General features: G+C 72.5%; 27 protein-coding genes and 2 pseudogenes. 16 read left to right on the plus strand and 13 right to left on the minus strand.

Going from position 1 to position 25511, the window contains the following annotated elements; translation table 11 throughout:
- The first annotated feature begins 14 nt into the window (after positions 1-14).
- Both HEP81_RS03395 and HEP81_RS03400 read left to right on the plus strand, forming a co-directional pair.
- Positions 15-689 carry a HemK2/MTQ2 family protein methyltransferase gene (locus HEP81_RS03395; RefSeq protein ID WP_037652511.1) on the plus strand — a complete coding sequence of 225 codons (675 nt, stop codon included), beginning with the start codon at positions 15-17 and terminating at the stop codon, positions 687-689.
- On the plus strand, positions 670-867 hold the full coding sequence (locus HEP81_RS03400) for a CDGSH iron-sulfur domain-containing protein (protein ID WP_078967192.1): 198 nt from the start codon (positions 670-672) through the stop codon (positions 865-867). The genes HEP81_RS03395 and HEP81_RS03400 overlap by 20 nt, the downstream gene beginning before the upstream one ends.
- Positions 868-1082: 215 nt before the next feature.
- Here HEP81_RS03400 and HEP81_RS03405 read toward each other — a convergent pair whose 3' ends face one another.
- Both HEP81_RS03405 and HEP81_RS03410 read right to left on the minus strand, forming a co-directional pair.
- Positions 1083-1517, minus strand: a complete 435-nt coding sequence (locus tag HEP81_RS03405) for a subtilase-type protease inhibitor (protein WP_037652508.1) — start codon at positions 1515-1517, stop codon at positions 1083-1085.
- Positions 1518-1858: 341 nt separating this feature from the next.
- Positions 1859-2845 (minus strand): alpha/beta fold hydrolase, encoded by a 987-nt coding sequence (locus tag HEP81_RS03410; protein WP_037652505.1) that lies wholly within the window; start codon positions 2843-2845, stop codon positions 1859-1861.
- 144 nt (positions 2846-2989) lie between these two features.
- Between HEP81_RS03410 and HEP81_RS03415 the strand changes: the two genes are divergently transcribed.
- Complete coding sequence (locus tag HEP81_RS03415; RefSeq protein WP_051849968.1) at positions 2990-3643, plus strand: helix-turn-helix domain-containing protein; 654 nt, start codon at positions 2990-2992, stop codon at positions 3641-3643.
- A gap of 203 nt (positions 3644-3846) precedes the next feature.
- On the opposite strand, the gene HEP81_RS03420 is transcribed toward HEP81_RS03415, so the two are convergent.
- The gene (locus HEP81_RS03420; RefSeq protein ID WP_037652503.1) at positions 3847-4119 is read right to left on the minus strand and encodes a hypothetical protein; all 273 of its coding nucleotides are present in this window, start codon (positions 4117-4119) and stop codon (positions 3847-3849) included.
- Between the two features lie 129 nt (positions 4120-4248).
- On the opposite strand from HEP81_RS03420, the gene HEP81_RS03425 reads away from it, so the two are divergent.
- The gene (locus HEP81_RS03425; RefSeq protein ID WP_243279274.1) at positions 4249-5130 is read left to right on the plus strand and encodes a barstar family protein; all 882 of its coding nucleotides are present in this window, start codon (positions 4249-4251) and stop codon (positions 5128-5130) included.
- A gap of 354 nt (positions 5131-5484) precedes the next feature.
- Here the strand turns inward: HEP81_RS03425 and HEP81_RS03430 are convergent, their stop codons facing one another.
- Positions 5485-6081 carry an NADPH-dependent F420 reductase gene (locus HEP81_RS03430; RefSeq protein ID WP_037652502.1) on the minus strand — a complete coding sequence of 199 codons (597 nt, stop codon included), beginning with the start codon at positions 6079-6081 and terminating at the stop codon, positions 5485-5487.
- Between the two features lie 38 nt (positions 6082-6119).
- Positions 6120-6938, minus strand: coding sequence for a 3'(2'),5'-bisphosphate nucleotidase CysQ (locus HEP81_RS03435; protein WP_037652501.1), 819 nt, complete (start codon positions 6936-6938; stop codon positions 6120-6122).
- A gap of 139 nt (positions 6939-7077) precedes the next feature.
- Between HEP81_RS03435 and HEP81_RS03440 the strand changes: the two genes are divergently transcribed.
- Positions 7078-7983 (plus strand): LysR family transcriptional regulator, encoded by a 906-nt coding sequence (locus HEP81_RS03440; RefSeq protein ID WP_037652500.1) that lies wholly within the window; start codon positions 7078-7080, stop codon positions 7981-7983.
- Between the two features lie 148 nt (positions 7984-8131).
- Here HEP81_RS03440 and HEP81_RS03445 read toward each other — a convergent pair whose 3' ends face one another.
- A complete protein-coding gene (locus HEP81_RS03445) occupies positions 8132-9340 on the minus strand; it encodes an MFS transporter (RefSeq protein ID WP_051849944.1) in 1209 nt (402 codons plus the stop codon).
- Between the two features lie 94 nt (positions 9341-9434).
- Between HEP81_RS03445 and HEP81_RS03450 the strand changes: the two genes are divergently transcribed.
- Positions 9435-10277, plus strand: coding sequence for a helix-turn-helix transcriptional regulator (locus tag HEP81_RS03450; protein ID WP_037652499.1), 843 nt, complete (start codon positions 9435-9437; stop codon positions 10275-10277).
- A 124-nt stretch (positions 10278-10401) separates the two neighbouring features.
- On the opposite strand, the gene HEP81_RS03455 is transcribed toward HEP81_RS03450, so the two are convergent.
- A complete protein-coding gene (locus tag HEP81_RS03455) occupies positions 10402-11085 on the minus strand; it encodes an NADPH-dependent F420 reductase (protein ID WP_037652498.1) in 684 nt (227 codons plus the stop codon).
- Between the two features lie 74 nt (positions 11086-11159).
- Here HEP81_RS03455 and HEP81_RS03460 point away from each other — a divergent pair, with 74 nt between their 5' ends.
- Positions 11160-11534: a winged helix-turn-helix transcriptional regulator gene (locus tag HEP81_RS03460; RefSeq protein WP_037652496.1), complete on the plus strand. Its 375-nt coding sequence runs from the start codon at positions 11160-11162 to the stop codon at positions 11532-11534.
- On the opposite strand, the pseudogene HEP81_RS03465 reads toward HEP81_RS03460, so the two are convergent.
- From HEP81_RS03465 to HEP81_RS03480, 3 genes and pseudogenes are all read right to left on the minus strand, one after another.
- Positions 11526-11964 (minus strand): annotated as a pseudogene (locus tag HEP81_RS03465) (IS5 family transposase); the annotation flags it as partial. The gene HEP81_RS03460 and the pseudogene HEP81_RS03465 overlap by 9 nt on opposite strands.
- A 434-nt stretch (positions 11965-12398) precedes the next feature.
- Complete coding sequence (locus HEP81_RS03475) at positions 12399-12776, minus strand: hypothetical protein (RefSeq protein WP_037652724.1); 378 nt, start codon at positions 12774-12776, stop codon at positions 12399-12401.
- 3 nt (positions 12777-12779) lie between these two features.
- Positions 12780-13019: a hypothetical protein gene (locus tag HEP81_RS03480; protein WP_037652492.1), complete on the minus strand. Its 240-nt coding sequence runs from the start codon at positions 13017-13019 to the stop codon at positions 12780-12782.
- Positions 13020-13214: 195 nt separating this feature from the next.
- Here HEP81_RS03480 and HEP81_RS03485 point away from each other — a divergent pair, with 195 nt between their 5' ends.
- Together HEP81_RS03485 and HEP81_RS03490 are read left to right on the plus strand one after the other, a co-directional pair.
- A complete protein-coding gene (locus HEP81_RS03485; protein WP_037652491.1) occupies positions 13215-13937 on the plus strand; it encodes a 2OG-Fe(II) oxygenase in 723 nt (240 codons plus the stop codon).
- Positions 13938-14061: 124 nt separating this feature from the next.
- A complete protein-coding gene (locus HEP81_RS03490) occupies positions 14062-16461 on the plus strand; it encodes a SpoIIE family protein phosphatase (RefSeq protein ID WP_037652489.1) in 2400 nt (799 codons plus the stop codon).
- Here the strand turns inward: HEP81_RS03490 and HEP81_RS03495 are convergent.
- On the minus strand, positions 16448-16996 hold the full coding sequence (locus HEP81_RS03495) for an RNA polymerase sigma factor (protein ID WP_037652487.1): 549 nt from the start codon (positions 16994-16996) through the stop codon (positions 16448-16450). The two genes, HEP81_RS03490 and HEP81_RS03495, sit on opposite strands and share 14 nt — an antisense overlap.
- A gap of 46 nt (positions 16997-17042) precedes the next feature.
- Here HEP81_RS03495 and HEP81_RS03500 point away from each other — a divergent pair, with 46 nt between their 5' ends.
- The 5 genes and pseudogenes from HEP81_RS03500 to HEP81_RS03520 all read left to right on the plus strand — a co-directional run bounded on the left by HEP81_RS03500 (position 17043) and on the right by HEP81_RS03520 (position 22068).
- Complete coding sequence (locus HEP81_RS03500) at positions 17043-18440, plus strand: serine/threonine-protein kinase (RefSeq protein ID WP_037652486.1); 1398 nt, start codon at positions 17043-17045, stop codon at positions 18438-18440.
- Between the two features lie 160 nt (positions 18441-18600).
- Positions 18601-19302: a DUF4232 domain-containing protein gene (locus HEP81_RS03505; protein WP_037652484.1), complete on the plus strand. Its 702-nt coding sequence runs from the start codon at positions 18601-18603 to the stop codon at positions 19300-19302.
- An 84-nt stretch (positions 19303-19386) separates the two neighbouring features.
- Complete coding sequence (locus HEP81_RS03510) at positions 19387-20640, plus strand: SLC13 family permease (protein ID WP_078967190.1); 1254 nt, start codon at positions 19387-19389, stop codon at positions 20638-20640.
- Between the two features lie 15 nt (positions 20641-20655).
- Positions 20656-21147, plus strand: coding sequence for a universal stress protein (locus tag HEP81_RS03515; RefSeq protein ID WP_037652482.1), 492 nt, complete (start codon positions 20656-20658; stop codon positions 21145-21147).
- Between the two features lie 115 nt (positions 21148-21262).
- Positions 21263-22068 (plus strand): annotated as a pseudogene (locus HEP81_RS03520) (phytanoyl-CoA dioxygenase family protein).
- A gap of 19 nt (positions 22069-22087) precedes the next feature.
- On the opposite strand, the gene HEP81_RS03525 reads toward HEP81_RS03520, so the two are convergent.
- The gene (locus tag HEP81_RS03525; RefSeq protein ID WP_037652480.1) at positions 22088-23056 is read right to left on the minus strand and encodes an aldo/keto reductase; all 969 of its coding nucleotides are present in this window, start codon (positions 23054-23056) and stop codon (positions 22088-22090) included.
- Positions 23057-23157: 101 nt separating this feature from the next.
- On the opposite strand from HEP81_RS03525, the gene HEP81_RS03530 reads away from it, so the two are divergent.
- On the plus strand, positions 23158-23964 hold the full coding sequence (locus HEP81_RS03530; protein WP_037652478.1) for an endo alpha-1,4 polygalactosaminidase: 807 nt from the start codon (positions 23158-23160) through the stop codon (positions 23962-23964).
- A 138-nt stretch (positions 23965-24102) separates the two neighbouring features.
- A complete protein-coding gene (locus HEP81_RS03535) occupies positions 24103-24960 on the plus strand; it encodes a hypothetical protein (protein ID WP_051849943.1) in 858 nt (285 codons plus the stop codon).
- Here HEP81_RS03535 and HEP81_RS03540 read toward each other — a convergent pair.
- Complete coding sequence (locus HEP81_RS03540) at positions 24957-25499, minus strand: flavoprotein (RefSeq protein WP_037652477.1); 543 nt, start codon at positions 25497-25499, stop codon at positions 24957-24959. The genes HEP81_RS03535 and HEP81_RS03540 overlap by 4 nt on opposite strands.
- Positions 25500-25511: the final 12 nt, after the last annotated feature.

Consider the following 25511-nt stretch of genomic DNA (forward strand, 5'->3'; position numbering starts at 1 on the left):
CCCATATTTCTGCGATGTCCGGGTACTCGCGTCACGTGATCGCTTTGCTGATTCCGGGCGTCTACGCCCCCCAGGACGACACCGCGCTGCTGGCCGAGGCCCTGCGCGAGGAGGCGGTGCCCGGCGGGGCGCGGGTGCTCGACGTGGGCACCGGGAGCGGGGCGCTGGCACTCGCGGCGGCCCGGCGGGGTGCCGAGGTGACCGCGGTGGACGTGTCCCGGCGTGCGGTGTGGACGGCCCGGCTGAACGCCCTGCTGTTCCGGCTGCCGGTACGGATCCGGCGCGGCGACCTCTTCGCACCGGCGCGCGGACGGTCGTACGACGTGATCCTCGCGAACCCGCCCTACGTCCCCGCCCCGCACGGCGGCCGCGGTCCGCGCGGCCGGTCCCGGGCCTGGGACGCGGGCCATGACGGGCGGCTGCTGCTGGACCGGATCTGCCGGGAGGCGCCCGCGCTGCTGGCGCCCCGGGGCGTGCTGCTGATCGTGCAGTCGGTGCTCAGCGATCCCGGGCGCACCCTGGAACTGCTGCGCGGCGCGGGCCTGAAGGCCGCGGTGGTGCGGCGGCGCTGGATCGCGCTGGGCCCCGTACTGCGCTCCCGGGAGGAGTGGCTGCGCCGACGGGGGCTGCTCGCACCGCACGAGAGAACGGAAGAGCTGGTGGTGATCCGTGCCGAACGAACCCGCTGACCGAGCCCGCCGGATCACCGTGCAACGGCGGGGGCCGCTGCTCGTGGAGGGTCCGGTCGAGGTGGAACTGGAAGACGGTACGACGGTGTCCTCGGACCGCTTCCGTGTCGCTCTGTGCACCTGTCGGCGCAGCCGCCGCTACCCCTGGTGCGACACAAGCCATCGACGCAAGGCCTGAGCACCGTTCGTTTTTCGCCGCTCCCCGGTAGGCCCCCCACGGGCCTGTCCGGGGAGCGGCTCTGTGTGCCGGCAAACCGGCGGGCGACCCCACTTCGCCCAGCGGTCCGGCGCGAGATCGCGGGTTCCCCGTTCCGAGAGGTCCGCACTCCCCAGTCACGGTCCTGATCCGGTGTGCACGGAGACCCTGCGATCCCGGTCCTTGTGCAGCCCTCGCTAGAACGCGAAGAGGCTGCCGCCGACGGCATCCCGCTCACAGGAGTTGCCGAACGTGCGCTCGTAGCTGACCCGCTGGCCCTGCCACACACCCTGGGCGGTGACGACGACGGGGTCGTAGAGCTTGTTGCACCAGACATCGTCGCGCGCCTTGAGGGCGGCGAAGTCACCGCCGACACCGCGCAGTTCCGCGCAGGCCGCGGGGGCGGCCGGGTGGGTGCCGGAGGAGGTCGGGGCGCAGCTGAGTGTGACGGCGCGTTCGGGAGTCGCGGTGGCCGCTCCGCCGCCGTGGCCGATGGTCAGCACCAGCGCCGAGGGGGCATAGAGCGAGGCCGGGGCGGCGTCCGGGGCGGCGACGGCGGCCCCGGTCAGGGGTCCGCAGACGGCGACGGCCGTGAGGCCGAGGGCCGCTGCCCAGCGCGCGGTGTTCCGCATGGTGTGCATCCTTCCGCTCGAACTAGACGGGTGCCGGCTCCGTTTCCGGTAGGACGTCGGAGCGGCGAGCGCCACTCTGCCGAGTCCCCGCCGGAAACACACATCGACCCCACAGGTTTCGGTAACATTTCGTGTTGAAGCAGTGGCGTGAAGTCACGGAATTCGAACGGCGGGGCCCTGGAACTGGGCGGCACGGGCCCCTGAGAAGTCGTCAATTGGCCGAAAATCAGCGGTTATTTAATCGTCCGGAAACATTCCGACACCACCGCCCCGGACCCCCTTCATGACTCCCTGTGTTCACCTGATGATCACCGCCCGAGCGGGCCGGGGCGACCGCCGGTTCAGCCCTGGAGGGTGGCGAGCCAGTCGGTCAGCAGGCGGTTGACCTCGTCGGGGCACTCCTGCTGGATCCAGTGGCCGCAGCCGTCCAGGAGATGGGAGGCCGACAGGGCGGGGAGGGTGGTGGGGTAGGCGTCGATGGCGTCGGACATCCAGGTGGTGGAGGCGTCCAGGGCGCCGCCGATGAACAGGGACGGCTGTGCGATCGGGGCTCCGCGGTGCGGGGCGAGGTCTTCCCAGTCCCGGTCCATGTTGCGGTAGCGGTTGAGTGCGCCGGTGACGCCTGCGCGCTCGAACTCCCCGGCGTAGACGTCGAGATCGTCCTCGCTCAGCCAGGCCGGGAGGACCCCCGCGGGGAAGCGGTCGCGCAGCCGGCCGCCGCGGGCGACGAAGTGCGGGTCGGGCTCACCCTGGGCGGGCACGGTGTCGGCGGACAGGGCCGCGTAGAAGCCCGCGAGCCAGCCCCGGACATCGGGCTCGATCTCCGCCTCGGCACGGCCGGGCTCCTGGAAGTAGGAGACGTAGAACTCCTGCTCGGGGCCGCCAATCAGGCCGAAGACATCGGTGGGGCGAGGGCCGCCGGGCGGCGCGTAGGGGACGCTCAGCAGGCCGACGGCGCGGAAGACCTCGGGGTGGAGCAGGGCGGAGGCGGCGGCGATGTTGGAGCCCCAGTCGTGGCCCACGACCACCGCGCTCTCCTCACCGAGGACGCGCACGACGGCGACGTTGTCCGCCACCAGGTCGAGCATCCGGTAGGCGTCGGTCGCCGCCGGCTTGGAGGAACGGCCGTAACCGCGCACGTCGATCGCCACCGCCCGGTAGCCGGCCGCGGCGAGGGCCGGGAGCTGGTGGCGCCAGGAGTACCAGGACTCGGGGAAGCCGTGCACGAGCAGGACCAGCGGGCCGCTGCCCTGCTCGACCAGGTGCAGGCGCCCGGCAGGGGCCTCGACGGTGCGGTGGCGGAGGGCGGCGGTGGGCTCGGGCTGCATGGACTTCTCCTCGGTTCGCGGCGTTCGCGGCTTTCCGTCGATCATGCGACGCGACACCCACCCGACGCGATCAGCGTTGACATTCTGGCAAACTCGCAGAACAGAGCAGTGAAGCGGCATGGTCTACAGGAGGGAGCGGGAGTGGTGGCGGTCGACGACGTGGACGGCACGCTGGCCGCGCTGGGGCCCCGGTTGCGGGCCGCGCGTGAGCGCCACGGCGCGACTCTCGCCGGCGTCAGCGGCGCGACCGGCATCGCGTCCAGCACGCTGTCCCGGATTGAGACCGGCCGGCGCAGGCCCACCCTGGAGGTGCTGCTGCAACTCTCGAAGGAATACGGCGTCGGCCTGGACGAGCTGGCCGGCACGGCACCCGCCCCCGCGGCCGAGCCGCGCGCCACGGCACCGCTGAGCTTCGGCGACGACAAAGCAGTACTGCCGCTGACCCGGTACGTCGGCGGCCTGCACGCCCACAAGCACGTCCTGCCCGCCCTTGAGGAGGACCCGCCCACGCGTCCCCGTCAGGTCTCCCACGACGGCTACGAGTGGCTGTGCGTCCTGTACGGGCGGCTGTGGCTCGCGCTCGGCGACCAGGACCTCCTTCTGACCGCCGGAGACGTCGCCGAGTTCGACACCCGCACCCCGCACGGAGTGACGAACACCAGCCCCGGCGCCCCGGTCGAATACCTGATCATGTTCGGCCCCCAGGGCGAACGCCTCCGCCCACGCACCCCTGCGACCACTGACCGCGGGAACCTCCGGCGGAACCGCGCCCGGGCCGACCCAAAAGAACAGCCGTAGCGGAGCATCCGGCGAGCGTTCTTGGCTGTGTGCTGATGGGCAATGGCGGGGGCCACCGCCCCGAAGTCCCCGAGCCGTACCACTCTCAAGGGTGAGCCCTGTCCAAGCAAACGCTCGACTCGCCAGATCGCCTGCTGATTCGTCAGTTGGAAGGCTCGGTCACAACGGGGCTGCTGAGAGTCCGAGTTGGCCAGTTTGGTGCCTCACCTGGCCACCTCGTCCCCAGCGAGGGTGCCGACCGCGGCAAGATTCCGTACGTCACGTAGCCGGCGAAAAGCGTTCTCGGAGGCGACGAATACGTTCGACGCGGCCGTGATCGACATCTGGTAGTGCACGCCGTAGCACGGAGCGAAGCTGTCGCGGGCGGAACGATCTCGTTCGACCAAGTCCACGGTCTGATCGCGGGCCAGACTACGGAAGTTGTTGCGGGCCTGAGAGAGGCACGCGAGGTACTCGCCGTACAGGGTGCCGACCACGGCACTGGCCAGTGTTGTCCAAGGCACGGCCAGAGGGCAGGACGCGTGCCGACGCGCCAAAAGCCCGCTGAACGCCGGGTGCTCAGTCGGCCACCGACAACAGCGCCCTTCGCACCGTAGGGTCGGAACATGTCGTCCGAAGACCTCCGGTTTCCCACGGCCAAGCACTGGCAGGGCTGCACGGATGTGCACGACTTCCTGGACCAGATCCGTCTCCGGCCCGACATGTGGCTGTCCGGCGGCTCGCTCCACGATCTACAGACGATGCTGATCGGCTATCAGGTAGCTGTTGGCGTGCACTCCATCGACGAGGGGTACGACTTCTGGCATGGCGGAGCCTTCAGCCAATGGCTCGGAACACACCTGGGCGGCTCCAGTCCACTCGGCTGGGCAGCCGACATCGAACGCAACACCCCACGCGGTTCGACCCCCGTCGAGGAGTTCTTCCGTCTCCTCGACGCCTACCGAAGTGACGCGTCACATGCTCCAGCGCAGGCCACCGCGACGACTCGGCCCCCCGGCATCGAATACATGATCAACACTTTCGTCACTCTCTTCTGGCGCAAGCGTCTCCTGACACAAGCGACCGAACGTCTCGAAGACTGCGGCTTCCAGGTGATCTGTCTGGAGGCCGGACGATGGAGCACGGCGCGAGATATGCACCGTGCCATGGCCGCGGCCCTGGACTTCCCCGACCACTACGGGCACAACCTGGACGCGCTCAACGACTGCCTCGGCGACGTGGCCTGCTACGGCGGCTACGACGATGCTCCCGAGGGCGCCGGGCTGGTCCTCGTCCTCACCGACTACGACCGGTTCGCGACGGCCTGCCCCAGGGCGGCCCAGGTCGTCCTGGACATCATCGCCGACCAGGCCAGGAAGGCATCTGTACTTCGCCGCCGTCTGATCTGCCTGGTCCAGAGCAACGACCCGCAGATCCGGTTCGACCCCGTCGGAGCCATGCCCGTCATGTGGAACAGCGATGAATGGGCGGACGACAAGCGCGGCTGAGCGGGTGGCACCAGTGGGAGACGATCAGCGCTGACACAGCGAGCCAGGTTATGGCCGCGGCTCGCCAGGCGGTGACGACACGCCCTTCGTCTTAGCGCCACCATCCGGAAGCGTCCGATCCCCTCGCCGATCGTGCCGAGATGACGAAACGCCTCCACCACGAAACGGACTCACCGGCCCAGCGGCACCCGTCATCGTCGGCCCACGCCGCATAGCGCCGACGGTGTCCCCGTGGGCACAAGCCCTGGGGACCGTCGCGCTCGGCGTCGTCATCACCCTCGTCATCGCGATGCTGCGGGCGTTCGTGGAAGTCGACCGGGCGACCGGATGGCCGCCGGAAGTCGAGGGCTGCCTTCAGCGGGCGATTGTGATGGCGAAGGGGGCGAGGCCGTTGGAGCGGATGATGGGCGGTACGAAAAGGATCGCGGCCTCCGTGGCGCGGGCGGTGTGGATTCCGCCGAGGTCGGTGATCCATTCACTGCGCCAGCCGAGGGTGCTGAGCAGTTCGCGGACGGTCTGCTTGGCCCGCGGGTCCTCGCCGGAGAGGAAGGCTTCCGGTGTCTGGGTGAGGGTGGCCGGCGCGGTCATCACCGGGAAGAGCATGGTGTTGAGTGTCTTGACGACGCGCGTTTCGGGGAGTGCTTCCTGGAGTTGCTCGGCGAGGCTGGAGCCGGGGTAGATCAGGGCGGCGGGCAGACCGTCGGGGCCGTCGACGGTGGCGTTGGAGACGTCGATCAGGATCTTACCGCGCAGTTCGTCGCGCAGGGCGGAGAGCCGGTCGAGCGAACCGGCGCCCGGTGTGGCGTTGATGACGATCTGTGCGGTGCGGGCCGCCTCGGCCGCGGCGCCCGGCGTGCGGTCCGCCACCCTCACCTCGTGCCCTGCACGGGTGAGGGCCGTGGCCAGGTTGCCGCCGACGCGGCCGTTTCCGAGGACGGTGATCGTGGTCATGGTGGTCCGGTTCCTCCGTGTGCGGTGGTGGTGCGCTGTCAGCGGGTGAGGGTGGTGACGGCCTGGCTGTGGATGCCGGGCGCGCAGGCCAGGAAGCTCTCGCTGTGCGGGGTCCAGGGGCGGCCCTTGGCGTCGGAGATCCGTCCGCCGGCCTCGGTGACGAGCAGTGCCCCCGGCAGGAGGTCCGCGCGGGCGCCGGCGAACTGCCAGAAGGCGTCGATCCGGCCGGCGGCCACGTGCAGCAGGTGCAGGGTGGCGGGGACGGCGGTACGGACGACGAGCGCGTCGCTGAGCATGGCGGTGATCGAGGAGCCGACGCGGCGCACGACGTCGTCCTCCTCGCCGGGCCGGGCCTGGCTGGTGGCCACGATGCTCAGGCCGAGGTCCGTGGTCGGGGCGACGTCGAGCGGGCGGCCGTCGAGGTGGGCGCCCGCGCCGGTGAGCGCGGTGTAGGTCTCGCCGGTCATCGGCACGTGGACGGCGGTCAGCACGGGCCGGTTGTCGCGCACGAGGGTGGCGGTCACCGCCCACTCCGGCAGGGCGTGCAGATGGTTGATGTTCCCTTCGGCCGGGTCCACGACCCACCATTCGCCGGGCGGCAGCGCCCCGCCGACCAGTTCGTCCTCGACCCAGCCGGCGTGCGGGCGCAGCCGCGTGAGGCGGGGGCGCAGGATGTCGAGGGCCGTGTCGTCGTTGGCGGCGAGCGCACGCATCAGCTCCTCGCGGGTCTGGTGGCGGACCACCTCTCCGAAGCGCTCGCGGAGCGCGGAGCCGGCCGCGCGCACGGCGATCGCGGTCCGGTCGAGGAGCTCGATGTCGGAGGTGGCGACGTCGGCGGCCTCAAGGGTTTCGGACATGGTGTAACTCCCTTTGAGTATTGGGGGGTTGAGGCTGGTGAGGCCGAGTCCGGCGCTCTGGTCCTGCGCTCTGGTCTCGAAGGTATAGAGCCCTTTGATTAACTTCAAATGCATGTCAGGCACGGCTAGGATTACTCCTATGCAACTGGATTTGAACCTCCTGGCCGCGCTCGACGCGTTGCTGGAGGAGGGCAGTGTGACCGGGGCGGCTGCGCGCCTGCATGTCACCGCCCCCGCGATGAGCCGGAGTCTGGGCCGGATCCGGCGCACCACCGGGGACCAGATCCTGGTGCGCACCGGGCGGACGATGACCCCGACGCCGTACGCGATCGCCGTACGGGAACAGGTGCACGAGCTGTTGCATCAGGTCCAGGGAGTGCTGGCACCGAGCCGTGAACTCGATCTGGCGACGCTGGAACGCACCTTCACGCTCCGCTGGCACGACTCCCTGGTCGCCCTGAGCGGCCCCGCACTGCTCGCCGCCGCGCGCGCGGAGGCGCCGGGCGTACGACTGCGCTTCGTCGCCGAATCGAGCCTCGACACACCGGAGTTGCGGCGCGGCGAGGTGGACTTGGAGGCGAATGCCAACCGCCCGAGCGCACCGGACATCCGAGCCGAGAGCGTCGGCGCGACCCGTCTCGTCATCGCCGTACGGAAGGGGCATCCCCTCGCCCGGGGCGGGGCCGTCACCGCGGCGCAGTACGCCGCCGCCGAGCACGTGAACGTCTCGCGGCGCGGCAACCTCACCAATGCTATCGACGATGCCCTCGGGACGCTCGGCCTCACCCGCCGCGTGGTGGCCACCGCGCCCACGGAAGCGGCCGCGCTGGAGTTCGCGCGCGGCTCCGATCTGCTGGTCAGTGTCCCCGAGGCCACCACACGCTCCGCCGCCGCCGACCTCGGCCTGGTCGTGCTCCCGCTGCCGCTCGAACTGCCGTCGGCATCGGTCTATCTGTCGTGGCATCAGCGCTACGACACCGACCACGCCCACACCTGGCTGCGCGGGCTGGCACGGACCGCACTGACCATGCGCGAGGCGCCGTAGACGGGCGATGAGGCCCCAGAGACACGCGAGTTGACGCTGTGCCCCTTCTGCGGCACCAGGCACGCGAAAGCCGGCGACCGGCGGTTTCCTGCCGGTCGCCGGCTCGGGCGCCGCGTGGTGCAGCGGCCACCGGGCACCCCTTCGAGGTTCAGGACTCCGGGGCCGGGCGGGGGATCAGGCCGTGGACGGCGGCGGCCGCGAGGGCGACGGCGACGCCGGCCAGGCACAGCGCGCGGGCGGTGATTCCGTGGTCGACCAGGATGCCGCCGAGGGCCGCGCCAAGGGCCTGGCCCAGGTAGATGCCGGAGGAGTTGAAGGAGATCACGACGCTGGGCAGCGTCGGCGCGAGCGCGGTCAGGCGGTGGTTGTTCGGGGTGGCCAGGGCCCAGCCGGCGGCGCCGTTGAGCACCATGACGACGATCACGGGGACCATCGAGGTGCACACGGTCAGCGCCGCGAGGGTGACGATCAGCAGGGCGATCGCGACGGTGAGGGTGCGGGCCGCGCCCAGCCGGTCGGTGAGCCAGCCGCTGCCGAAGGAGCCGAAGATGCCGCCGACGCCCCAGGCGAGCAGCGCGGCCGCGAGGCCGGTGCCGTGGATGTGGGCGATCTGCCCGAGCACGGTGGCGGTGTAGGTGTAGACCATGATGCTGCCGCCGCTGGCCAGGAGCATGAAGGCCACCATGGCGACGACCCGGCGGTTGGCCAGTACGGCGAACCGCCGCGCGAGCGGGATCGCCGGCGGTATCGGCAGACCGGGCAGCACCACCACGACACCGAGCAGGGCCAGGGCGCCGACGGCCGCGACGAAGACGAGGCCGGCCTCCCAGGACAGGTGCTGGCCGATGGCGGTGCCGACGGGGACACCGAAGACCGTGCCGACGGTCAGACCGCCCAGGATCATCGACAGCGCGCGGCCACGGGCGGCGGGCCCGGCGAGCGCGGCCGCGGCGGCGGAGGCGTTCGGGGTGTACAGGGCCGCGCCGAGGCCCGCGACGACACGCGCCGTGAGCAGCAGGGGCAGGTCGGGCGCGGCGGCCGAGGCGAGGTTGGCGAGGACGAACAGGGCGAGCGCGACCACGAGCAGGGGCTTGCGGGGCAGCCGGCTGGTCAGCGCGGCCAGGAACGGCGCGGTGAGGCCGTAGGCCAGCGCGAACGCGGTGATGGTCTGCCCGGCGGCGCCGGTGGAGATGCACAGACCATGGGCGATCTGCGGGAGGATGCCGGCCAGTACGAACGAGTCGGTGCCCATGGCGAACGAGCCGAGGGCGAGGACGGCGACGGGCCTTCCCCAGGCGGGCGAAGACGTGGCGGGGGCGGGGCTGTTGATGCCCGCGGCAGTGGATGACGTGGTCACGAGAACACGGTGCGGCGGTTCCCGAAGCGGGTACAGAGGGGCAGTCATGCTGGTGTAATGGCCACCAGGACAGGGCCGTTCGGGGGGTGCTTGGATGACCGGCATGCAGCGTGAGCTACTTGCGGCGTTCCTGCGCTCCCGGCGCGAGGCGCTCTCCCCCGAGCGGGCGGGGCTGACCCCCGGACGGCGGCGCCGCACCCCGGGGCTGCGCCGCGAGGAGGTGGCGCAGCTCTCCGGGGTGAGCCTGACCTGGTACACCTGGCTGGAGCAGGGCCGGGACATCCGGGTGAGCCGGCAGGTCCTGGAGGCGCTCGCGCACACGCTCCAGTTGACCCCGGCCGAGCGGCGGCACCTGTTCACGCTGGCGGAGACGGCGTTGCCGGCCGAGCGTCCCGAGCCGGTCGCGGTGAGTCCGACCCTGCGCAAGCTGGTGGAGACCCTCGACCCGTTCCCGGCGCATCTGATCAACGACTGCTGGGACCTGCTGGCCGCGAACCGCGCCTACGCGTCGCTGGTCGGGGGTCTTGAGCAGTTGCCGCAGGAGGAACGCAACAGCATCTGGCTGCTGTTCACCCGGCCGCAGATGCAGTCCCTGCTGGTCGACTGGCAGCGTGAAGTCCGCGCCATCCTGGGCCAGTTCAGGATCTCGGTGGGCCGCAACCCCGACGATCCGCGGACCGCGGCCCTCATCGACACCCTGACCAGGTCCAGCGGCCAGTTCCGCGCGCTGTGGTCCGAGCACCCGGTGCAGGCGTTCCAGCCGACCCTCAAGCGCTTCAGCCATCCGACGGCCGGGCGGCTGGACCTCAACTACACGAAGCTGGACGTCACGGAGACGCCCGGTCAGCACCTGGTGGTGTTCATGCCGTCCTCGGAGGAGGACGAGCGGGCGCTGGCGCGCCTCGTCGAGGAGTCGGGGCAGGCGGCGCTGCTGTAGGGCGGACGGCGTTTCGTCCAAGGCGAGGCCCCGAGTGGTGAGTTGACGCCCGCCTCCCCTTTCCGTGCACCTGTCTCCCCCCTCGGTACGTCCCCCTCCCGCACGCTCCTTCCCCTAAGAACTCCTAACGAAAAACCCCCTTGGTCTCTTCTGATTCCTCGTGTCCCGGTCCGGCGGCATAGGCCAGCGGGGGTGCGATTGCTTGGGCATCGGCTCCCTCGCCGACCCATAGCCCGATGAAGAGCGCGGCGGTCGCTTCCAGGAGTCCCGCTCGTTCGAGACCGCCTCCGACCACGGGCTCACAGCCGACCTGCCGCACCAACTGGTGTACGAGTGCGAGGGCCGTCTCGTCGTCTCCGCAGACCGGAACGGCCAGTGGCCGCCCGTCGAAGACGGGTGGCGTCATGCGCCATACGTCCTCGTGGCAGAGATTGAACGCCTTGACCACATGAGTTCCCGGCGCCGCCGCGGCCAGTCGCTGTGCGGCCGAGAGGCCGCTCTGTGTCAGCAGCCGGAAGCCCGGACCGACCGGATTGGAACAGTCGAGCAGCACCTTGCCGTCCAGGACCGCCCGCAGTTCCCTCACCACACTCGCCCCCGCGCCGAAGGGCAGCGCGACCAGCACCACCTGACCGAACTCGGCCGCCGCACGCGGACTGGCCGGCTTCGCGCTGCCCCCGAGGCGCGTCGCGAGCCGCTCCGCCTTGCGCACGTCCCGCCCACCGATGACCACGTCGTGCCCGGCCCGCACCCAGTGGGTGGCGAGCGCGTCCGCCATGTTGCCCGTGCCCAGTACGCCGATTCTCATCACGCATTCCCTCCCAGGACCTGCTTGGACCGTTCGCAACGACGCTAGAGGGCCCATCGGGCACCATTTGGTACGTGACGACCGACACTTTCCTCGCCGACTGCCGTGCCCGCCTCGCTTTCGACCTCCTCTCCAACACCTGGAACGCCGTCGTGCTCTGGGCACTGAGCGACGGTCCCAGACGCCCGGTCGAACTACGCCGCCGGATCGGGGGAATCAGCTCGAAGGTCCTCACCCAGACGCTGCGGCGCTTGCAGTCCAACGGACTGGTGGACCGGCAGGAACACCCCGGAGCGCCACCGCGCGTTGAGTACCGACTCACCGCCCTGGGAAGGACTTTGCTGGCACCCATCAACGCTGTCGGAGCATGGGCCTTCGAGCATGGCGATGAGCTCATGGCCGCCCAGGAAGCCGAATGCACCGCCACGATCCAGCCCTCCTCAGAGTGAGCGCGGGCGCCGCCGGCAGATCAGTGCACATCCAAGGGTGAGGAAGGCTTCGTGGACGTCGTCTCGGTCTCCCAGCGGATCCGCAGTCGGCGGAACCAGTGCGGATGGGCGAACGCGCGCTCCACTGGCCAGCGTTGGGTGCCCGGGCCCGAACCGTGCTCGGTGCCGCGGCGGGCGATCAGCGGCTTCACGCCGAGGTCCCAGACCAGGCGGCGGTACTTGCCGTGGTCGTAGCCGCGGTCGCCCAGGACCACGTCCGGGCGGCGCCGGGGCCGGCCGCGCTTGCCACGTACCGGCGGCACGGCTTGGAGGAGCGGGGTCAGCTGGGTGGCGTCGTTGCGGTTGCCGCCGGTCAAGGTGGCGGCGAGCGGTATGCCGGTGGCGTCAGTGATCAGGTGATGCTTGCTGCCGTCCTGCCCCGGTCAACAGGGCCGCCCGCATGGGCGACGGCGGCCAGTTCGGTGGTGCCGAGGCGGCGGCTGCCGCAGATGGCTGCCGAGGACCGGGCCGCCTTCGCGCTGCCCCTGTTCGCGGTGACCGCGTTGCCGGACCGGATGCGCCTGGCCGGGCGGGCGTTCGCCGCGGTCGCCGCGGTCGCCGCGGTCGCCGCGGTCGCCGACATCCTCGCCCCGCTCGTGCAGCGGTTTCTACGATCTGGTGCTCGCCTTCGGGGTGAGCCGGGTCGCGCACGTGCTCGCCCTGCACCGGCTGGTCGCAGCCCTGAGACTGTTCATCGGCGAGGCCATCCGCCCCTGCCGGGCGGTCTGTCCCAACTCCGGCCCCCCGCGCGGCGCCTGGGCGAAAGAGCCGTGGGCGCTCCGCGCGCGGGTGTCCGGACCCGTACCCGGACCGGTGCTCCGGCGGTCAGATCTGCCAGGAGCGGAGCCGGTCGGCGGCCCCGTACACGTCCGCCTTGCCGGAGATCAGATCGCGGGCGAGGTCCACCAGCGCGCCGTACGGCGGGTCGATGCCGGCGCCGCTGACGAACATGTAGGCGACCGCGGTGGCGCAGGCGAAGCGGGCGTTGGCCGCGGGCAGCGGCTTGAGCAGGGCGAGGGTGTGCAGCAGCGCGGCGGCCCGCCAGGCGGGGTCGGAGTCCACGCCGAGCCGGGGCGGGTCGACCCGGTGCCGGGCGACGGCGGCGACCAGAGCGGAGAAGTCGTCGACCGTGGGCTGCTCGGGCAGGACCTCTTCATGCCGCTGGAGCAGCCACGGGACATCGATATGGATGACGGGCGGCATCACTCAGGCGGCCTCGCCCCGTGCGGGCGGCTCGTCCTCGGGGAACGCGGCGGCGAATTCCTCGGCGTGCGTGGTGAAGAAGCTGCGGAACGCCGCGGCGCCCTCCTTCAGCGCCCGGTGCCGGGCGATGTCGGCGGCGGCGGCCTCGCGGACGAGGGCCTTCATCGACGTACCGCGCTCCTTGGCGATCTGCCGCAGGTCCTCTAGTTCCCGGTCACTGAACTCCACGTTGAGAGCTGGCATGGACCAAACGGTACCGCTCGGGTACTCACCAGTAAATTCCCGCAGGTCACGTCATCCCGGCCGCGGTACCGGTGGTGGCCCAGGGGCGCCCGAGAGCCGTGTCCGTTTCCCGCCGGTCCCACGGCGTCCGGCGGCGCAGACTCGGCACGGACGACGGTTCGAGCAAGCCCCGGACCTTTCGAGGAGGCACCGCACATGGAGTTCACCCCGGCCGAGGGCCGCCGCCGGGTGGCCGGCACGGACTGGGCCGCGCTCGCGGCCGAGCTGGACGACGTCGGCTGCGCCGCCACGGGGCCGCTGCTGACACCCGCCGAGTGCGCGGGGCTGGCCGGCCTGTACGACCGCCCGGACCTGTTCCGCACCACGGTCGACCTGGCCCGGCACCGCTTCGGCTCCGGCACCTACCGCTACTTCACCCACGATCTGCCCGCCCCGGTGGCCGCGCTGCGCGGCGCGCTCTACCCGCGGCTGCTCCCCCTCGCCCGCGACTGGGCGGCGCGCCTGGGCCGCCCGGCGCCCTGGCCTGACACCCTGGAGGAATGGCTGGCCCGCTGCCACGCCGCGGGCCAGGACCGCTCGGCGCAGATCCTGCTCCGCTACGGCCCCGGCGACTGGAACGCCCTGCACCGGGACGTCTTCGGGGACCTGGTCTTCCCGCTCCAGGTGGTGGTCGCCCTGGACGTGTACGGCGCGGACTACACCGGCGGCGAGTTCCTGATGGTCGAGCAGCGCCCGCGCGCCCAGTCCCGGGGCACCTCGACCGCGCTGCGCCAGGGTCATGGCCTGGTCTTCACGACCCGGGACCGCCCGGTGCGCTCCCGCCGCGGCTGGTCGGCCGGCGCGCTGCGGCACGGGGTGAGCACCGTACGATCCGGACGGCGGCGGACGCTGGGGCTGGTGTTCCACGACGCGAGCTGATCACCGCACACCACAGGTACCGGCCCCTGGGAGGCCCGGCGTCCGCCGGTGTGCGGGAAGCACTAGGCTGGGGCGCGAGGGGTGCCACCTGTTCACTGTGAGTGTGCGCTTGGGAGCGGCGACGATGAGCCGGGTCTATCCGTTCGACGAGGCGGCGACGGCCCGAGCTGTCATCGATGACGACGGAACGCTGGTGGAGTGGAACGAGGGCGCGCGGCGCCTGCTCGGCCACCCCGCCGACGCGGTCGTGGGCCGCCCCGCCGCACAACTGCTCCTCGGGCCCGCCCCCACCCTGCCCCGGGGCTCCCGCTGGCACGGCACGCTCACCGTGCGCCACCTCGACGGCCGCAGCGTCGACCTCTGGCTGCTGGCCCGGTACAGCCCTTCGCCCGACGGCGCGGGGAACCGGTGGATCCTGGTCACCCCGGTGCCTCGCGCGGAGCCGCCCGGCGCCGACGATCCGCTGGGCGACGCGGGCCTGATCCAGTCGCCGTGCGCGATCGCGGTGTACGACGAGGAGCTGCGGCTGCGCCGGATGAACAACGCCATGTCCGTGGTCTCCGGGCTGCCGGAGGACCACGCGCGGGGGCTGCGGTTCACGGAGCTGGTCGACGGTCCGCAGAGCGAGGAACTGGCGCAGGGCATGCGCGAGGTGCTGGCCACCGGCCACCCGCTGGACGTGCGGACCTTCATGCGGGCCGGCGGCGAGAGCGGGGCGCACGCCTGGCTCGCCCGGATGGCGCCGGTGCACGACCGCGCGGGCCGGGTGCGGGGCGTGTGCCTGGCCGCGCACGACGTCAGCGACAGCCACCGGGCCCGGCAGCGCCTCCAGCTGGTCAACGAGGCGAGCATGCGCATCGGCACCACCCTCGACGTCACCCGGACGGCGCAGGAGCTGGCCGACATGTGCGTCCCCGCGCTCGCCGACTTCGTCACCGTCGATCTGCTGGACCCCGAGGAGTACGGCGGTGAGCCCCCGGCCCGTGTCGCCACCCCGGTGACCCTGCGGCGGGCCGCCCACCGTTCGGTCCTGGACGGGGTGCCGGAGGCGGTGATGGAGCCGGGGCAGACCGAGCGCTATCCGGGCGGCTCCCCGCAGGCGGACTCGCTGACCGCGGGCCGCACGCTTGTCTTCTCCAGGACAGCGGGCGGCACCAACCCCTGGATGAACTGGAACAGCGCCCGCACCCGGCAGGTGGGGCGCTTCGGCATCCACTCCACGATGTCGGTCCCGGTGCGGGCCCGCGGCCTCACCCTGGGCGTCGCGGTCTTCATACGGCACCGCCGCCCGGACAGCTTCGACGCCGACGACCGGATGCTGGCCGAGGAGATCACCGCCCGGGCCGCGGTCTGCATCGACAACGCCCGGCGCTACTCGCGCGAGCGGGAGACCGCCCTCGCCCTGCAACGCAGCCTGCTGCCCCGCACCTTGCCGCGCACGGCCGCGCTGGAGGCGTCCTCCCGGTACCTGCCGGCGGCACGCGCGGGGGTGGGCGGCGACTGGTTCGACGTGATCCCGCTGTCGGGGCTGCGGGTCGCGATGGTCGTCGGGGACGTGGTCGGGCACGGCGTCCAGGCCTCGGCCGCCATGGGCCGGATGCGCACCGCCGTACGCACCCTCGCGGACATCGACCTCGCCCCGGACGAACTGCTCACGCACCTGGACGACCTGGTGATGCGGCTCGCCGAGGAGACCGGCCGGGACGGCAGCACCGGCGAGGTCGGCTCGACCTGTCTGTACGCGGTCTACGACCCCGTGTCGCGGCGCTGCACGCTGGCCCGCGCGGGGCATCCGCCGCCCGTCGTGCTGCCGCCGGGCGGCCGCCCGCACCAGCTGGACCTGCCCGCGGGCCCGCCGCTGGGCCTCGGCGGCCTGCCGTTCGAGTCCGCCGAGGTGGAGCTGGCGGAGGGCACGGTGCTCGCGCTGTACACGGACGGGCTGGTCAAGTCCCGGGACCCGGACGGGGACGCCGGGCGCGCGATGCTCTTCGAGGCGCTGACCGCGGGCGGCGGCTCGCTGGACCTGTCCTGCGACCGGATCCTGCACACCCTGCTGCCGTCCGGCGGCGCCGCCGACGACGTGGCGCTGCTGCTCGCCCGCACCCAGGGACTGCCCGCCTCGCAGGTGGTGACCTGGGACATCCCGGCGGACCCGGCGCTGGTCGCGCCGATCCGCAAGCAGGTGGTGGAGCAGCTGGACGTATGGGGGCTGAGCGAGGCGTCGTTCACGGCGGAGCTGGTGGTCAGCGAGCTGGTCACCAACGCCATCCGCTACGGCGCCCATCCGATCCGGCTCCGGCTGATCCATGACGCGGCCACGCTGATCTGCGAGGTCTCCGACACCAGCCACACCGCCCCGCATCTGCGCCGGGCCAAGACCTTCGACGAGGGCGGCCGGGGGCTGCTGCTGGTCGCCCAGCTCACCCAGCGCTGGGGCAGCCGGCACACCGGGGACGGCAAGACGATCTGGGCGGAGCTGCCGCTGTTCGAGGAGGACGACCAGCCGCCGGTCAGGGGCTCGTGAGCCAGGGCCGTACCTGTCTGCGGGCCTCGTGCAGCCGGGACTTGAAGGTGCCGAGGGGGATGCCGACGCGTTCGGCGGCCTCGGCGTAGTCGAGCTGGCAGATGTCCCGGTAGACCAGCGGCGCGACCAGTTGCGGATGCTCGCGCTCCAGCCGCTCCAGCGCCTCCAGCAGGTCCACCCGGGAGCCGGCGATGACGCTGGTGGTGCGCGGGTCGACGGCGTGCGCCGGCTCGATGACGACGGGCTGCTCGGCGGCCCGCCGCTTCAGCTCGCGGTACTTCTGCCGGCAACAGTTGGCGACCACGGTGTACAGCCAGGTGCTGAAGCGGCTGCGGCCCTCGAAGGCGCCGATGCGCCGGGCCACTTGGAGCAGTACGTCCTGGGCCGCCTCCTCGGCGTCCTCCCGGCAGGGCAGGAAGCGCCCGCAGCGGCGGACGACATCGGGCCGCAGCTCGGTCAGCAGCCGGTCCAGGGCCGCCGGGTCCCCGGCGGCGGCATGCCGGGCGAGTTCCTCCACCGGCGCCTCGTCCCGCACGTCACGCTCCCCTTCGGGTCGATCTCAGGGCAGGCATGATAGTCGTATGCACTCCCTGGAGCGGATCGGCCGCTACCGTCTCGAACGGCCGCTGGGCACCGGCGCCTTCGCCACCGTGTGGCTCGCCCATGACCCGGAGCTCGAGGCCCCGGTGGCGGTGAAGGTGCTCGCCGAGAACTGGTCGCACCGGCTGGACGTCCGGGAGCGTTTCCTCTCGGAGGCGCGGCTGCTGCGCCGGGCCGGTTCCAGCCGGGTGGTGCAGGTCTACGACATCGGTGAACTCCCGGACGGAAGACCGTACTTCGTGATGGAGTACGCCGACGGCGGCACCCTCGCCGATCTGCTGCGGGACGGTCCGCTGCCGGTGCCGGAGGCGCTGGCGCTGACGGCTCAGGCGGCGCGGGCCGCCGCCGCGCTGCACGAGGCGGGGATCGTGCACCGCGACATCAAGCCGACCAACGTACTGCTGCACACCGCTCCGGACGGCACCCGGCGGGTGCTGCTGGCCGATCTGGGGCTCGCCAAGAGCCTGGCGCAGGGCTCGGTGCTGACCCTGGCGGCGGGCTCGGCGGGCTACCGGCCGCCGGAGCAGGCGGAGCCCGGCGCGGGCATCGACGAGCGGGCCGATGTCTACAGCCTGGGCGCGGTCGGCTACGAGCTGGTCACCGGGACCGTGCCGGGGCCGCCCGGCAAGGTGGTGCCGCCCGCACGGCTGCGGCCGGGCCTCGGTGAGGACGTGGCGCGGGCGCTGCTGCGGGCGCTGGAGCCGGACAGGGCGCGGCGCTGGCCCGGCGCCGGTGCGTTCGCGGCCGAGCTGGACCGGCTGGCGGGCCGGCCCGCGGCCGCGGGGAGCACGGCGCGCCCTCGCCTCGACCGGGTCCGGGGGCGGCTGAACACGGTGACGCTGTCGGTGGCCGCGCTGGTCGCCGCCGCGCTGGCGGCGGTCACGGTGACCGTGGTGCTGCACCACGGCGGGGCCCCGGAGCAGCCGCGGGTGGCGGACGCGGGCGGCCGGGTGAGTGTCCGGGTGCCCGCGAGCTGGGACCGCGAGCTGCGCGACTCCGGCTGGGACCCCCGGGTACTGGGCCTGGGCCCCGGGCATGAACCGGGTCTGGTGGTGGCCGACGACCTGGCCCGCTGGCCCGAGCTGACCGCCCCGGTCGACGGTGTGTTCGTCGGGGTCAGCGCGCACGGCGATGTCACCGCACGGGTGAAGGCGCTCGCGCACTCCGCCTGTCACTACTCCAGCAGCCGTGATTTCCGCGGTGCCGACTGGCACGGACTGGTGCGGGCCTGGAGCGGCTGTCCGGACGGCGGTTCGATCACCGAGTCCGCGCTCGTCCCGGCGGGCGGCGCCACCGAGCCGCAGGTGTATGTGCAGCTACGCCAGCGGGGTGACGGCGACGCCACCGATGGCGTACTGCGCTCGCTGCGGGTGCGCTGAGGGGTGAGCCGAGGGTCGGTCCGGGGCCGAAGCGGGAAAAGGAATCCTCGTGTTCCGAACTTTTCCCACCCTCCGTGCATCGGAGTGGGGTGACGGCGCACTCGGCACCGTAGGCACGCGTCCATCCGCGTGCCCCGACCAACCAGGAGTGTTGAGCGACATGGTGTACACCCCACGGTCCGCGCGGCGCGGAGCCCTGTTCGCGGGCTCGGTCGCCGTGCTGGGCCTGCTGACCGCCTGCGGCACCGGCCAGACCGTGCACAGCAGTTCCCCCATCACGTCCTCGGGTACGGCGGCGCCCGCGACCGGCGATTCCTCCGCACCGGCGCCCTCCGACACCGCGACCACGTCCTCCCCCGTCTCCTCCGCGCCCACCGGCGCCCCCTCGACGGCGCCCACCCGGGCGACCGCCACCTCGGGCGGGGGCACCACCGCCGCGGCGAGCACCCGCTGCCACACCTCCGAACTGCGGGCCTCCGTCGGCCGCAACGACCCGGGCGCCGGGCAGGAGAATTTCCCCGTGGTTCTCACCAACACCTCCGGGCGCACCTGCACCGTGCGCGGCTTCCCGGGCGCGGCCTTCGTGAACGCGTCCGGCGGGCAGCTCGGGCCCAACCCCGGCCGGGAGTCGGGCTCTTCGACGACGGTCACGCTCAAGCCGGGCCAGAGCGCCTGGGCCGGGCTGACCTTCTCCAACCCGGGGGTCAGCGGCGCGAAGACGGCCAGGCCGGCGGCCCTGCTGATCACCCCGCCGGATGAACGCGATCATCTGAAGGTGACGTGGACGGGCGGTGAGGTCCCGGTCTCCGGCAACTCCTCGGCCGTCTTCCTGACCGTGTTCAGCCCCGGCACCGCTCCCTGACCGTCCGCCCCGGCCGTCGCGAGACGGCCGGGGCCATCTGCTTTCATGGGCGGGAAAGCGTGATCGAATCCGGAAGGACCCGCCCTGAACAGCGCGCTCGCCGAAGCACTCTCCGTGGCACTGCTCCTCGCGGTGCTCGCCTTCGCCGTCGTACGGCCCTTCGGGTGGCCGGAGGCGGTCATGGCCGTCCCGGCCGCCGGGATCGTGATCGCCTCCGGCGCCATCTCCCTCGACCATGCCCGCGCCGAGGCCGAGCGGCTGGGTCCGGTGGTCGGTTTCCTCGCGGCGGTCCTGGTGCTCGCCCACTTCTGTGCCGTGGAGGGCCTGTTCCGGGCGTGCGGGGCATGGATGGCCCGGTGGGCGGCGGGGCGTCCGGTACGGCTGCTGACCGCGGTCTTCGTGCTCGCCTCCGCCATCACCGCCGCACTCAGCCTGGACGCCACGATCGTGCTGCTCACCCCGGTGGTGTTCGCCACCGCCGCGCGCACCGGCGTACGCCCCAAGCCGCACGTGTACGCCTGCACGCATCTGTCGAACACGGCGTCCCTGCTGCTGCCGGTGTCCAATCTGACGAACCTGCTGGCGTTCGCGGCGAGCGGGCTGAGCTTCACCCGGTTCGCCGGGCTGATGGCCCTGCCGTGGCTGGCGGCGATCGCCGTGGAGTACGTGGTGTTCCGGCGGTTCTTCGCCGGTGACCTCGCGGCGGCGGCCCCGGCGGGCCGGGACACCGGCGAGCCGCCCGTCTTCCCCCGGTTCGCGGTGGTGACCGTGGTCTGCACGCTGGCCGGGTTCGTGGTGGCCTCGGCGTTCGGCGTCGAACCCGCCTGGGTGGCGGCGGCCGGGGCGCTGGTGCTGGCCGGGCGGGCGCTGCTGCGCCGCGAGGCGACCCCGGTGGCGGTGGTGCGGGCGGCGGCCCCGGCGTTCCTCGCGTTCGTGCTCGCGCTGGGCATCGTGGTGCGGGCGGTGGTGGACAACGGGCTCGCCGATGTGCTCGGGCATGTGGTGCCGGGCGGCACCGGGCTGCCCGCGCTGCTGGGGATCGCCGCGCTGGCCGCCGTCCTCGCGAACATCGTCAACAATCTGCCCGCCGTGCTGGTCCTGCTGCCGCTCGCGGCCCCCGCGGGCCCCGGCGCGGTGCTCGCGGTGCTGCTCGGGGTGAACATCGGTCCGAACCTGACCTACGCCGGGTCCCTGGCCACGCTGCTGTGGCGGCGGATCGTGCACCAGCACGAGCACGGTGTGAACCTCGGCGAGTTCACCCGGCTGGGTCTGCTCGCCGTGCCGTCCTCCCTCGCGGTCGCGGTGGTGGCACTGTGGGGGTCGCTGCACGTTCTCTGACGGGAGGCCGACCCGATGCGGGTGATCGTCTGGCTGGTCGAGGGCACCTGGCCCGCGTGTGTGGACGCCGTGCGCACACATGCGCCGGAGTCCGCCGAGGTGGTGCTGCTGCATGTCAGCGGGCCCGATGTGCCCGGGGTCGCGCACGGCGCGTTCGCCGGGCTGCTGGGCCGTGGGCACCCGGAGCGCGATCCCGGTGACCTGCTGGAGGCGTTGGGCGGGACGTCGGCGGCCGAACTCCTGGCGGCGGCCGCCGAGCGGCTGGGCCGGCCCGCCGTGTGCGAGGAGCGCGCGGGCCGGGTGGAGCGGGAGGTGGTGGCCGCCGCCGAGGGGGCCGATCTGCTGGTGCTGGCCCGGGACGGCGACCGGTCCCGGCTCGGGCCGCGCAGCCTCGGCCCGGCGGTCCGCTTCGCCGTCGACCACGCCCCCTGCCCGGTCCTGCTGGTCTGGCCCGAACCGGCCCCCGGCCTCGCGACCATCCCCCCTCCGCCGCCGCACCACCCCTGAGAACGCCCCTTGAGCCGGTGGGTGACCTCCGGGAGCCGGGCCTCGCACACGCCTCCCCCTGTCGGGGGTGTCCGCCTGGCCTGGCACGGGCTGGACCCCACGCGAGGAGCGGACCATGACAGCGACAGGCAAGGGCACTCTCACCCGGGCCGCGGCCGCGCACTTCGAGGAGCGCGGATTCACCGTCGTACCGGGGCTGTTCGGGTGCGACGAGATCGCCCGGCTGTGCGCCGAGTTCGCGGCGCTGCACGCGGCGGGCCGGTGCCGGGGCACTTCGCGCCGGATGCGGCCGACCCCGATCCGCTGCGCCGCCACCCCCGGGTGATACACCCGCACGAAATCAGCTCCCTGGCCCGGGAGTTCCTGCTCGACGTCCGGCTGCGGTCGGTGCTGGAGGCGCTGTTCGGCGAGGAGGTGCTGGCCGCGCAGAGCATGTTCTACTTCAAGCCGCCGGGTGCGCGCGGGCAGGCGCTGCACCAGGACAACTTCTATCTGCGGGTGGCGCAGGGCACCTGTGTGGCCGCGTGGGTGGTGTGCGAGCCGATCGACCGGGGCAACGGCGGTCTCGAAGTGGTGCCCGGCACACACCGGATGGACCTGTTCTGCCCCGAAATAGCTGACATGGAGCTGTCGTTCGCCCGTGAGTACGTCCCGCCGCCGCCCGGTCTCGAACCGGTGCCCGTCGATCTGGCCCCGGGCGACGTGCTGTTCTTCAACGGCAGCCTGGTGCACGGCTCGGGCCCCAACCGCACCGCCGACCGGTTCCGGCGCTCCTTCATCGGGCACTACGTGGGCCGTTCGGCGCGGCGCATCGGGGCGCACTACCGGACGCTCACCATGTCCGGCGCGCGGGTGCGGCTGCCCAAGAGCGCGGGCGCGGGCCCGTGCGGCACGGAGTTCGCGCCGCACGGACCGCACTGAGCTCGACCGCGCGGGGCTCTCAGTGACCGCTGATCGCGCGCGGAGTGTACGGCCGCTCCAGCTCCTCGATCTCCTTGTCGCTGAGGGTGAGTTCGACGGCGGCGACCGCGTCCTCCAGGTGCCGGGGCTTGCCCGCGCCGACGATCGGGGCGGTCACCGGGCTCTGGTGCAGCAGCCAGGCGAGGGCCACCTGGGCGCGCGACACGCCCCGCTCCCCGGCGATCCGGGTGACGGCCTCCACGATCGCGCGGTCGCCCTCCTGGTAGAGCTTGCCGCCGAAGACGTCGTGCTCGCTGCGCTCGGTGACCGTGCCCCAGTCGCGGGTGAGCCGGCCCCGGGCGAGCGGGCTCCACGGCAGCACGCCGACGCCCTGGTCGACGCAGAGCGGCAGCATCTCCCGCTCCTCCTCGCGGTAGAGCAGGTTGTAGTGGTCCTGCATGGAGACGAACTTCGTCCAGCCGTGCCGCTCCGCCGTGTACTGGGCCTTGGAGAACTCCCACGCGTACATCGAACTCGCCCCGATGTAGCGGGCCTTGCCCGCCTTGACCACGTCGTGCAGCGCCTCCATCGTCTCCTCGATCGGAGTGGCGTGGTCATAGCGGTGGATCTGGTAGAGGTCGACGTAGTCGGTGCCGAGGCGGCGCAGGCTGTGGTCGATCTCGGTCATGATCGCCTTGCGGGACAACCCGGCGCCGTTGGGGCCCGGCCGCATCCGCCCGTGCACCTTGGTGGCCAGCACGATGTCGTCGCGGTGCGCGAAGTCCTTGAGCGCCCTGCCGACGATCTCCTCGCTGGTGCCGTCGGAGTAGACATTGGCGGTGTCGAAGAAGTTGATGCCCGCCTCCAGCGCCTGCCGGATCAGCGGACGGGCGGCCTCCTCCTCCAGGGTCCATTCGTGCTTGCCGCGCTCCGGCACCCCGTAGGTCATGCAGCCCAGACAGACACGCGACACGTCCAGGCCCGTCGAACCGAGCTTCACATACTGCATCGTTGCTGCTCCTGCCTTCGGGACGGGTGATCACGGCCGAGCCTACGACGTGGCCGGACACCGTCTTGACGGTCGAAGCGTTTGCACGCTTTGATCCTGACATGTTCCGCGCCGCCTCACTCGTCGTACTGGCCGTCACCGTCTCCGTCCTGACGGGCTGTGCGACCACCGGAAAGGACGACGGCGCGAAGCCGCCCTCGGTCCGGCTGCCACCCCGGCACGCCGGGTTCGACTACCAGATCGGCGGCGCCTATCCCCCGCCGTCCGGCGTCCGCGTCGTCAGCCGCGACCGGTCCGACTCCCCCGCCCCGGGCCTGTACAACATCTGCTACGTCAACGCCTTCCAGGCCCAGCCCGCCGAACGCGCCTCCTGGCCGCGCGACCTGCTGCTGCGGGACAAGCACGGCAGGGTGGTCATGGACAAGGACTGGAACGAGGCGCTGCTCGACATCGGCACCCCGGCCAAGCGCAAGCGGGTGGCGCGGCGGGTGGACGGCTGGATCGACGACTGCGCGCGCAAGGGCTTCGACGCCGTGGAGCCGGACAACTACGACAGCTACACCCGCTCCGACGGCCTGCTCTCCGCCTCCGACGCGACGGCGTTCATCGCCCTGCTGTCCCGGCACGCGCACGACCGGCACCTGGCGATCGCCCAGAAGAACACCTCCGAACTGGCCGGCCGGCGGCGCCGGGCCGGGCTGGACTTCGCGGTGGCGGAGGAGTGCGGGCAGTACGACGAGTGCGGGGTGTACGCGAAGGCGTTCGGGGACCGCGTGGTCGACATCGAGTACACCTCGGACGGACTGCGCAAGGCCCTGGCCGGCTGGGGCAAGCGGCTGAGCATCGTCCGCCGGGACCGGGACGTCACCACTCCGGGCGCCTCGGGGTATGTGCGGGCGGTGCGCTAGGTGTTCTGTCCGGGCGGATGTGTTGCTGCCCCCAGGTGACCGTTCGGCGTGGGAGGCGGTGGAGGGTCGTACCGTCGGATGATCCTCGTGGGCAGGCGACCGGCGCCCGGCCGGTCCTGGCCGCCCGGGAGGACCGCGGTGCCGACTCGTCCGACCACCCTGAGAGCACTGACCGGAGCGGCGCTGCTGCCTCTGGCCCTCGTCACCCCGGCCTGGGGCAGCCCGGCCGCCGCCCCGGCCCCGAAGGCCGAGGATCCGGCCACGCTGTGCGCGGTCGCGGGGACGCTGCGCGGCGATCACGGCCAGCACGCGCTGGTCAGCCTGTGCGCGGGCAGCGGCACCCCGCAGTTCGCGGTCTCCGCCCCGGCCTCCTGCGGCCGCGCGGGCACCCGGGTCCGCTACAGCTGCCGTACCAATGGCACCTGGTCCGCCAAGCGCTCCGGCAAGACCCTGGCCGGCGGCCCGCTGCCCGGTTCGGGCGACTACCCGGGGCCCGGCACATACGACATCACGGCCACCGTACGGGTACTGTCCGCACCCGCCGGGGTGGACCTCACGGGCCAGGTGCGGGCCACCCTGACACTGACCGCGCCCAAGGCGCCGCCCACCCACGCCATCACCGTCGACCGGACCACCCTGCGCCGCAACTCCACGACCACGCTTGTCTACACGGTCCGCCGGGACAGCGCGGAGGGCGACGGCAGCGCACGGTTCGGACTGATCGGCGAGTCGGCCAGCGGTGTCCGGATCGCCACCTCCGACGCCCGCTGCGTCAACCCGCTGGTGGGCAAGTACCCGGCGAGGACCCGGCTTCCGTACTCCCTGGACTGCGCGCTGACCGAGCTCCAGCCCGGCCACCCGGAGCAGGTCAAGGTCCGCGTGACCGTCGGCGCCACCTGCTCCACGGTGGTCTCCAAGCTGGGCTACTGGATGCCGAACGGGCAGGCCCTGTACACCGGCGGCATGCTGGAAGGACCCGAGCTCACCTGCTCCTAGGCTCGTTCCAGCAGGTCGAGGGCGGTCGTCCAGGGGAACGCGGGGCGGTCGCCGGCGGAGCCCGGCTCACCGGAGTACGGCTCTCCGAAGCGCACGCCCATCCCGCGCAGCCGTACCAGGCTGTCCTGGTAGGCGGGATGGGCGGCCAGCGCACCACCCACACAGGGCAGCACCGCGATCGGCACCCCGAGGCCCGCGGCCTCGCACAGGGTGCCGACGGCCAGGGTGTCGCCGATGCCCGCCGCCCACTTGTTGACGGTGTTGAAGGTGGCCGGCGCGACCGCCACCGCGTCGGGTGCCGGGAACGGCCGCGGATCGGCCGGAGACCGCCATGCCGACCGTACGACCCTGCCGGTACGGGCCTGAACGGCCGCGACGTCGAAGAAGCCGCCCATCGCGACCGGGGTGGCGATGACCCCGACCTCCCAGCCCCGCTCCTGCGCGGCCGCGATCAACTCCTCGACCCCGGCGGCGATACCGGCCGCGCAGACGACGACGTACAGGAACGGCTTCTGAGGTGCTCCGGCGTGTTCGGTCACCGGGGAAGCGTA

It is taken from the genome of Streptomyces griseofuscus, assembly GCF_014673495.1.
Taxonomy (GTDB): Bacteria; Actinomycetota; Actinomycetes; order Streptomycetales; family Streptomycetaceae; genus Streptomyces; species Streptomyces murinus.

What these genes read in the sequence shown, in the direction of transcription:
- HEP81_RS03475 (WP_037652724.1), bottom strand. Translation starts at nt 12,776, where the DNA reads ATGCCGCCCGTCATCCATATCGATGTCCCGTGGCTGCTCCAGCGGCAT.
- HEP81_RS03450 (WP_037652499.1), top strand. Translation starts at nt 9,435, where the DNA reads ATGACCGGCATGCAGCGTGAGCTACTTGCGGCGTTCCTGCGCTCCCGG.
- HEP81_RS03490 (WP_037652489.1), top strand. Translation starts at nt 14,062, where the DNA reads ATGAGCCGGGTCTATCCGTTCGACGAGGCGGCGACGGCCCGAGCTGTC.
- HEP81_RS03405 (WP_037652508.1), bottom strand. Translation starts at nt 1,517, where the DNA reads ATGCGGAACACCGCGCGCTGGGCAGCGGCCCTCGGCCTCACGGCCGTC.
- HEP81_RS03425 (WP_243279274.1), top strand. Translation starts at nt 4,249, where the DNA reads ATGTCGTCCGAAGACCTCCGGTTTCCCACGGCCAAGCACTGGCAGGGC.
- HEP81_RS03515 (WP_037652482.1), top strand. Translation starts at nt 20,656, where the DNA reads ATGCGGGTGATCGTCTGGCTGGTCGAGGGCACCTGGCCCGCGTGTGTG.
- HEP81_RS03455 (WP_037652498.1), bottom strand. Translation starts at nt 11,085, where the DNA reads ATGAGAATCGGCGTACTGGGCACGGGCAACATGGCGGACGCGCTCGCC.
- HEP81_RS03525 (WP_037652480.1), bottom strand. Translation starts at nt 23,056, where the DNA reads ATGCAGTATGTGAAGCTCGGTTCGACGGGCCTGGACGTGTCGCGTGTC.
- HEP81_RS03485 (WP_037652491.1), top strand. Translation starts at nt 13,215, where the DNA reads ATGGAGTTCACCCCGGCCGAGGGCCGCCGCCGGGTGGCCGGCACGGAC.
- HEP81_RS03430 (WP_037652502.1), bottom strand. Translation starts at nt 6,081, where the DNA reads ATGACCACGATCACCGTCCTCGGAAACGGCCGCGTCGGCGGCAACCTG.
- HEP81_RS03440 (WP_037652500.1), top strand. Translation starts at nt 7,078, where the DNA reads ATGCAACTGGATTTGAACCTCCTGGCCGCGCTCGACGCGTTGCTGGAG.
- HEP81_RS03410 (WP_037652505.1), bottom strand. Translation starts at nt 2,845, where the DNA reads ATGCAGCCCGAGCCCACCGCCGCCCTCCGCCACCGCACCGTCGAGGCC.
- HEP81_RS03500 (WP_037652486.1), top strand. Translation starts at nt 17,043, where the DNA reads ATGCACTCCCTGGAGCGGATCGGCCGCTACCGTCTCGAACGGCCGCTG.
- HEP81_RS03480 (WP_037652492.1), bottom strand. Translation starts at nt 13,019, where the DNA reads ATGCCAGCTCTCAACGTGGAGTTCAGTGACCGGGAACTAGAGGACCTG.
- HEP81_RS03505 (WP_037652484.1), top strand. Translation starts at nt 18,601, where the DNA reads ATGGTGTACACCCCACGGTCCGCGCGGCGCGGAGCCCTGTTCGCGGGC.
- HEP81_RS03435 (WP_037652501.1), bottom strand. Translation starts at nt 6,938, where the DNA reads ATGTCCGAAACCCTTGAGGCCGCCGACGTCGCCACCTCCGACATCGAG.
- HEP81_RS03530 (WP_037652478.1), top strand. Translation starts at nt 23,158, where the DNA reads ATGTTCCGCGCCGCCTCACTCGTCGTACTGGCCGTCACCGTCTCCGTC.
- HEP81_RS03395 (WP_037652511.1), top strand. Translation starts at nt 15, where the DNA reads ATGTCCGGGTACTCGCGTCACGTGATCGCTTTGCTGATTCCGGGCGTC.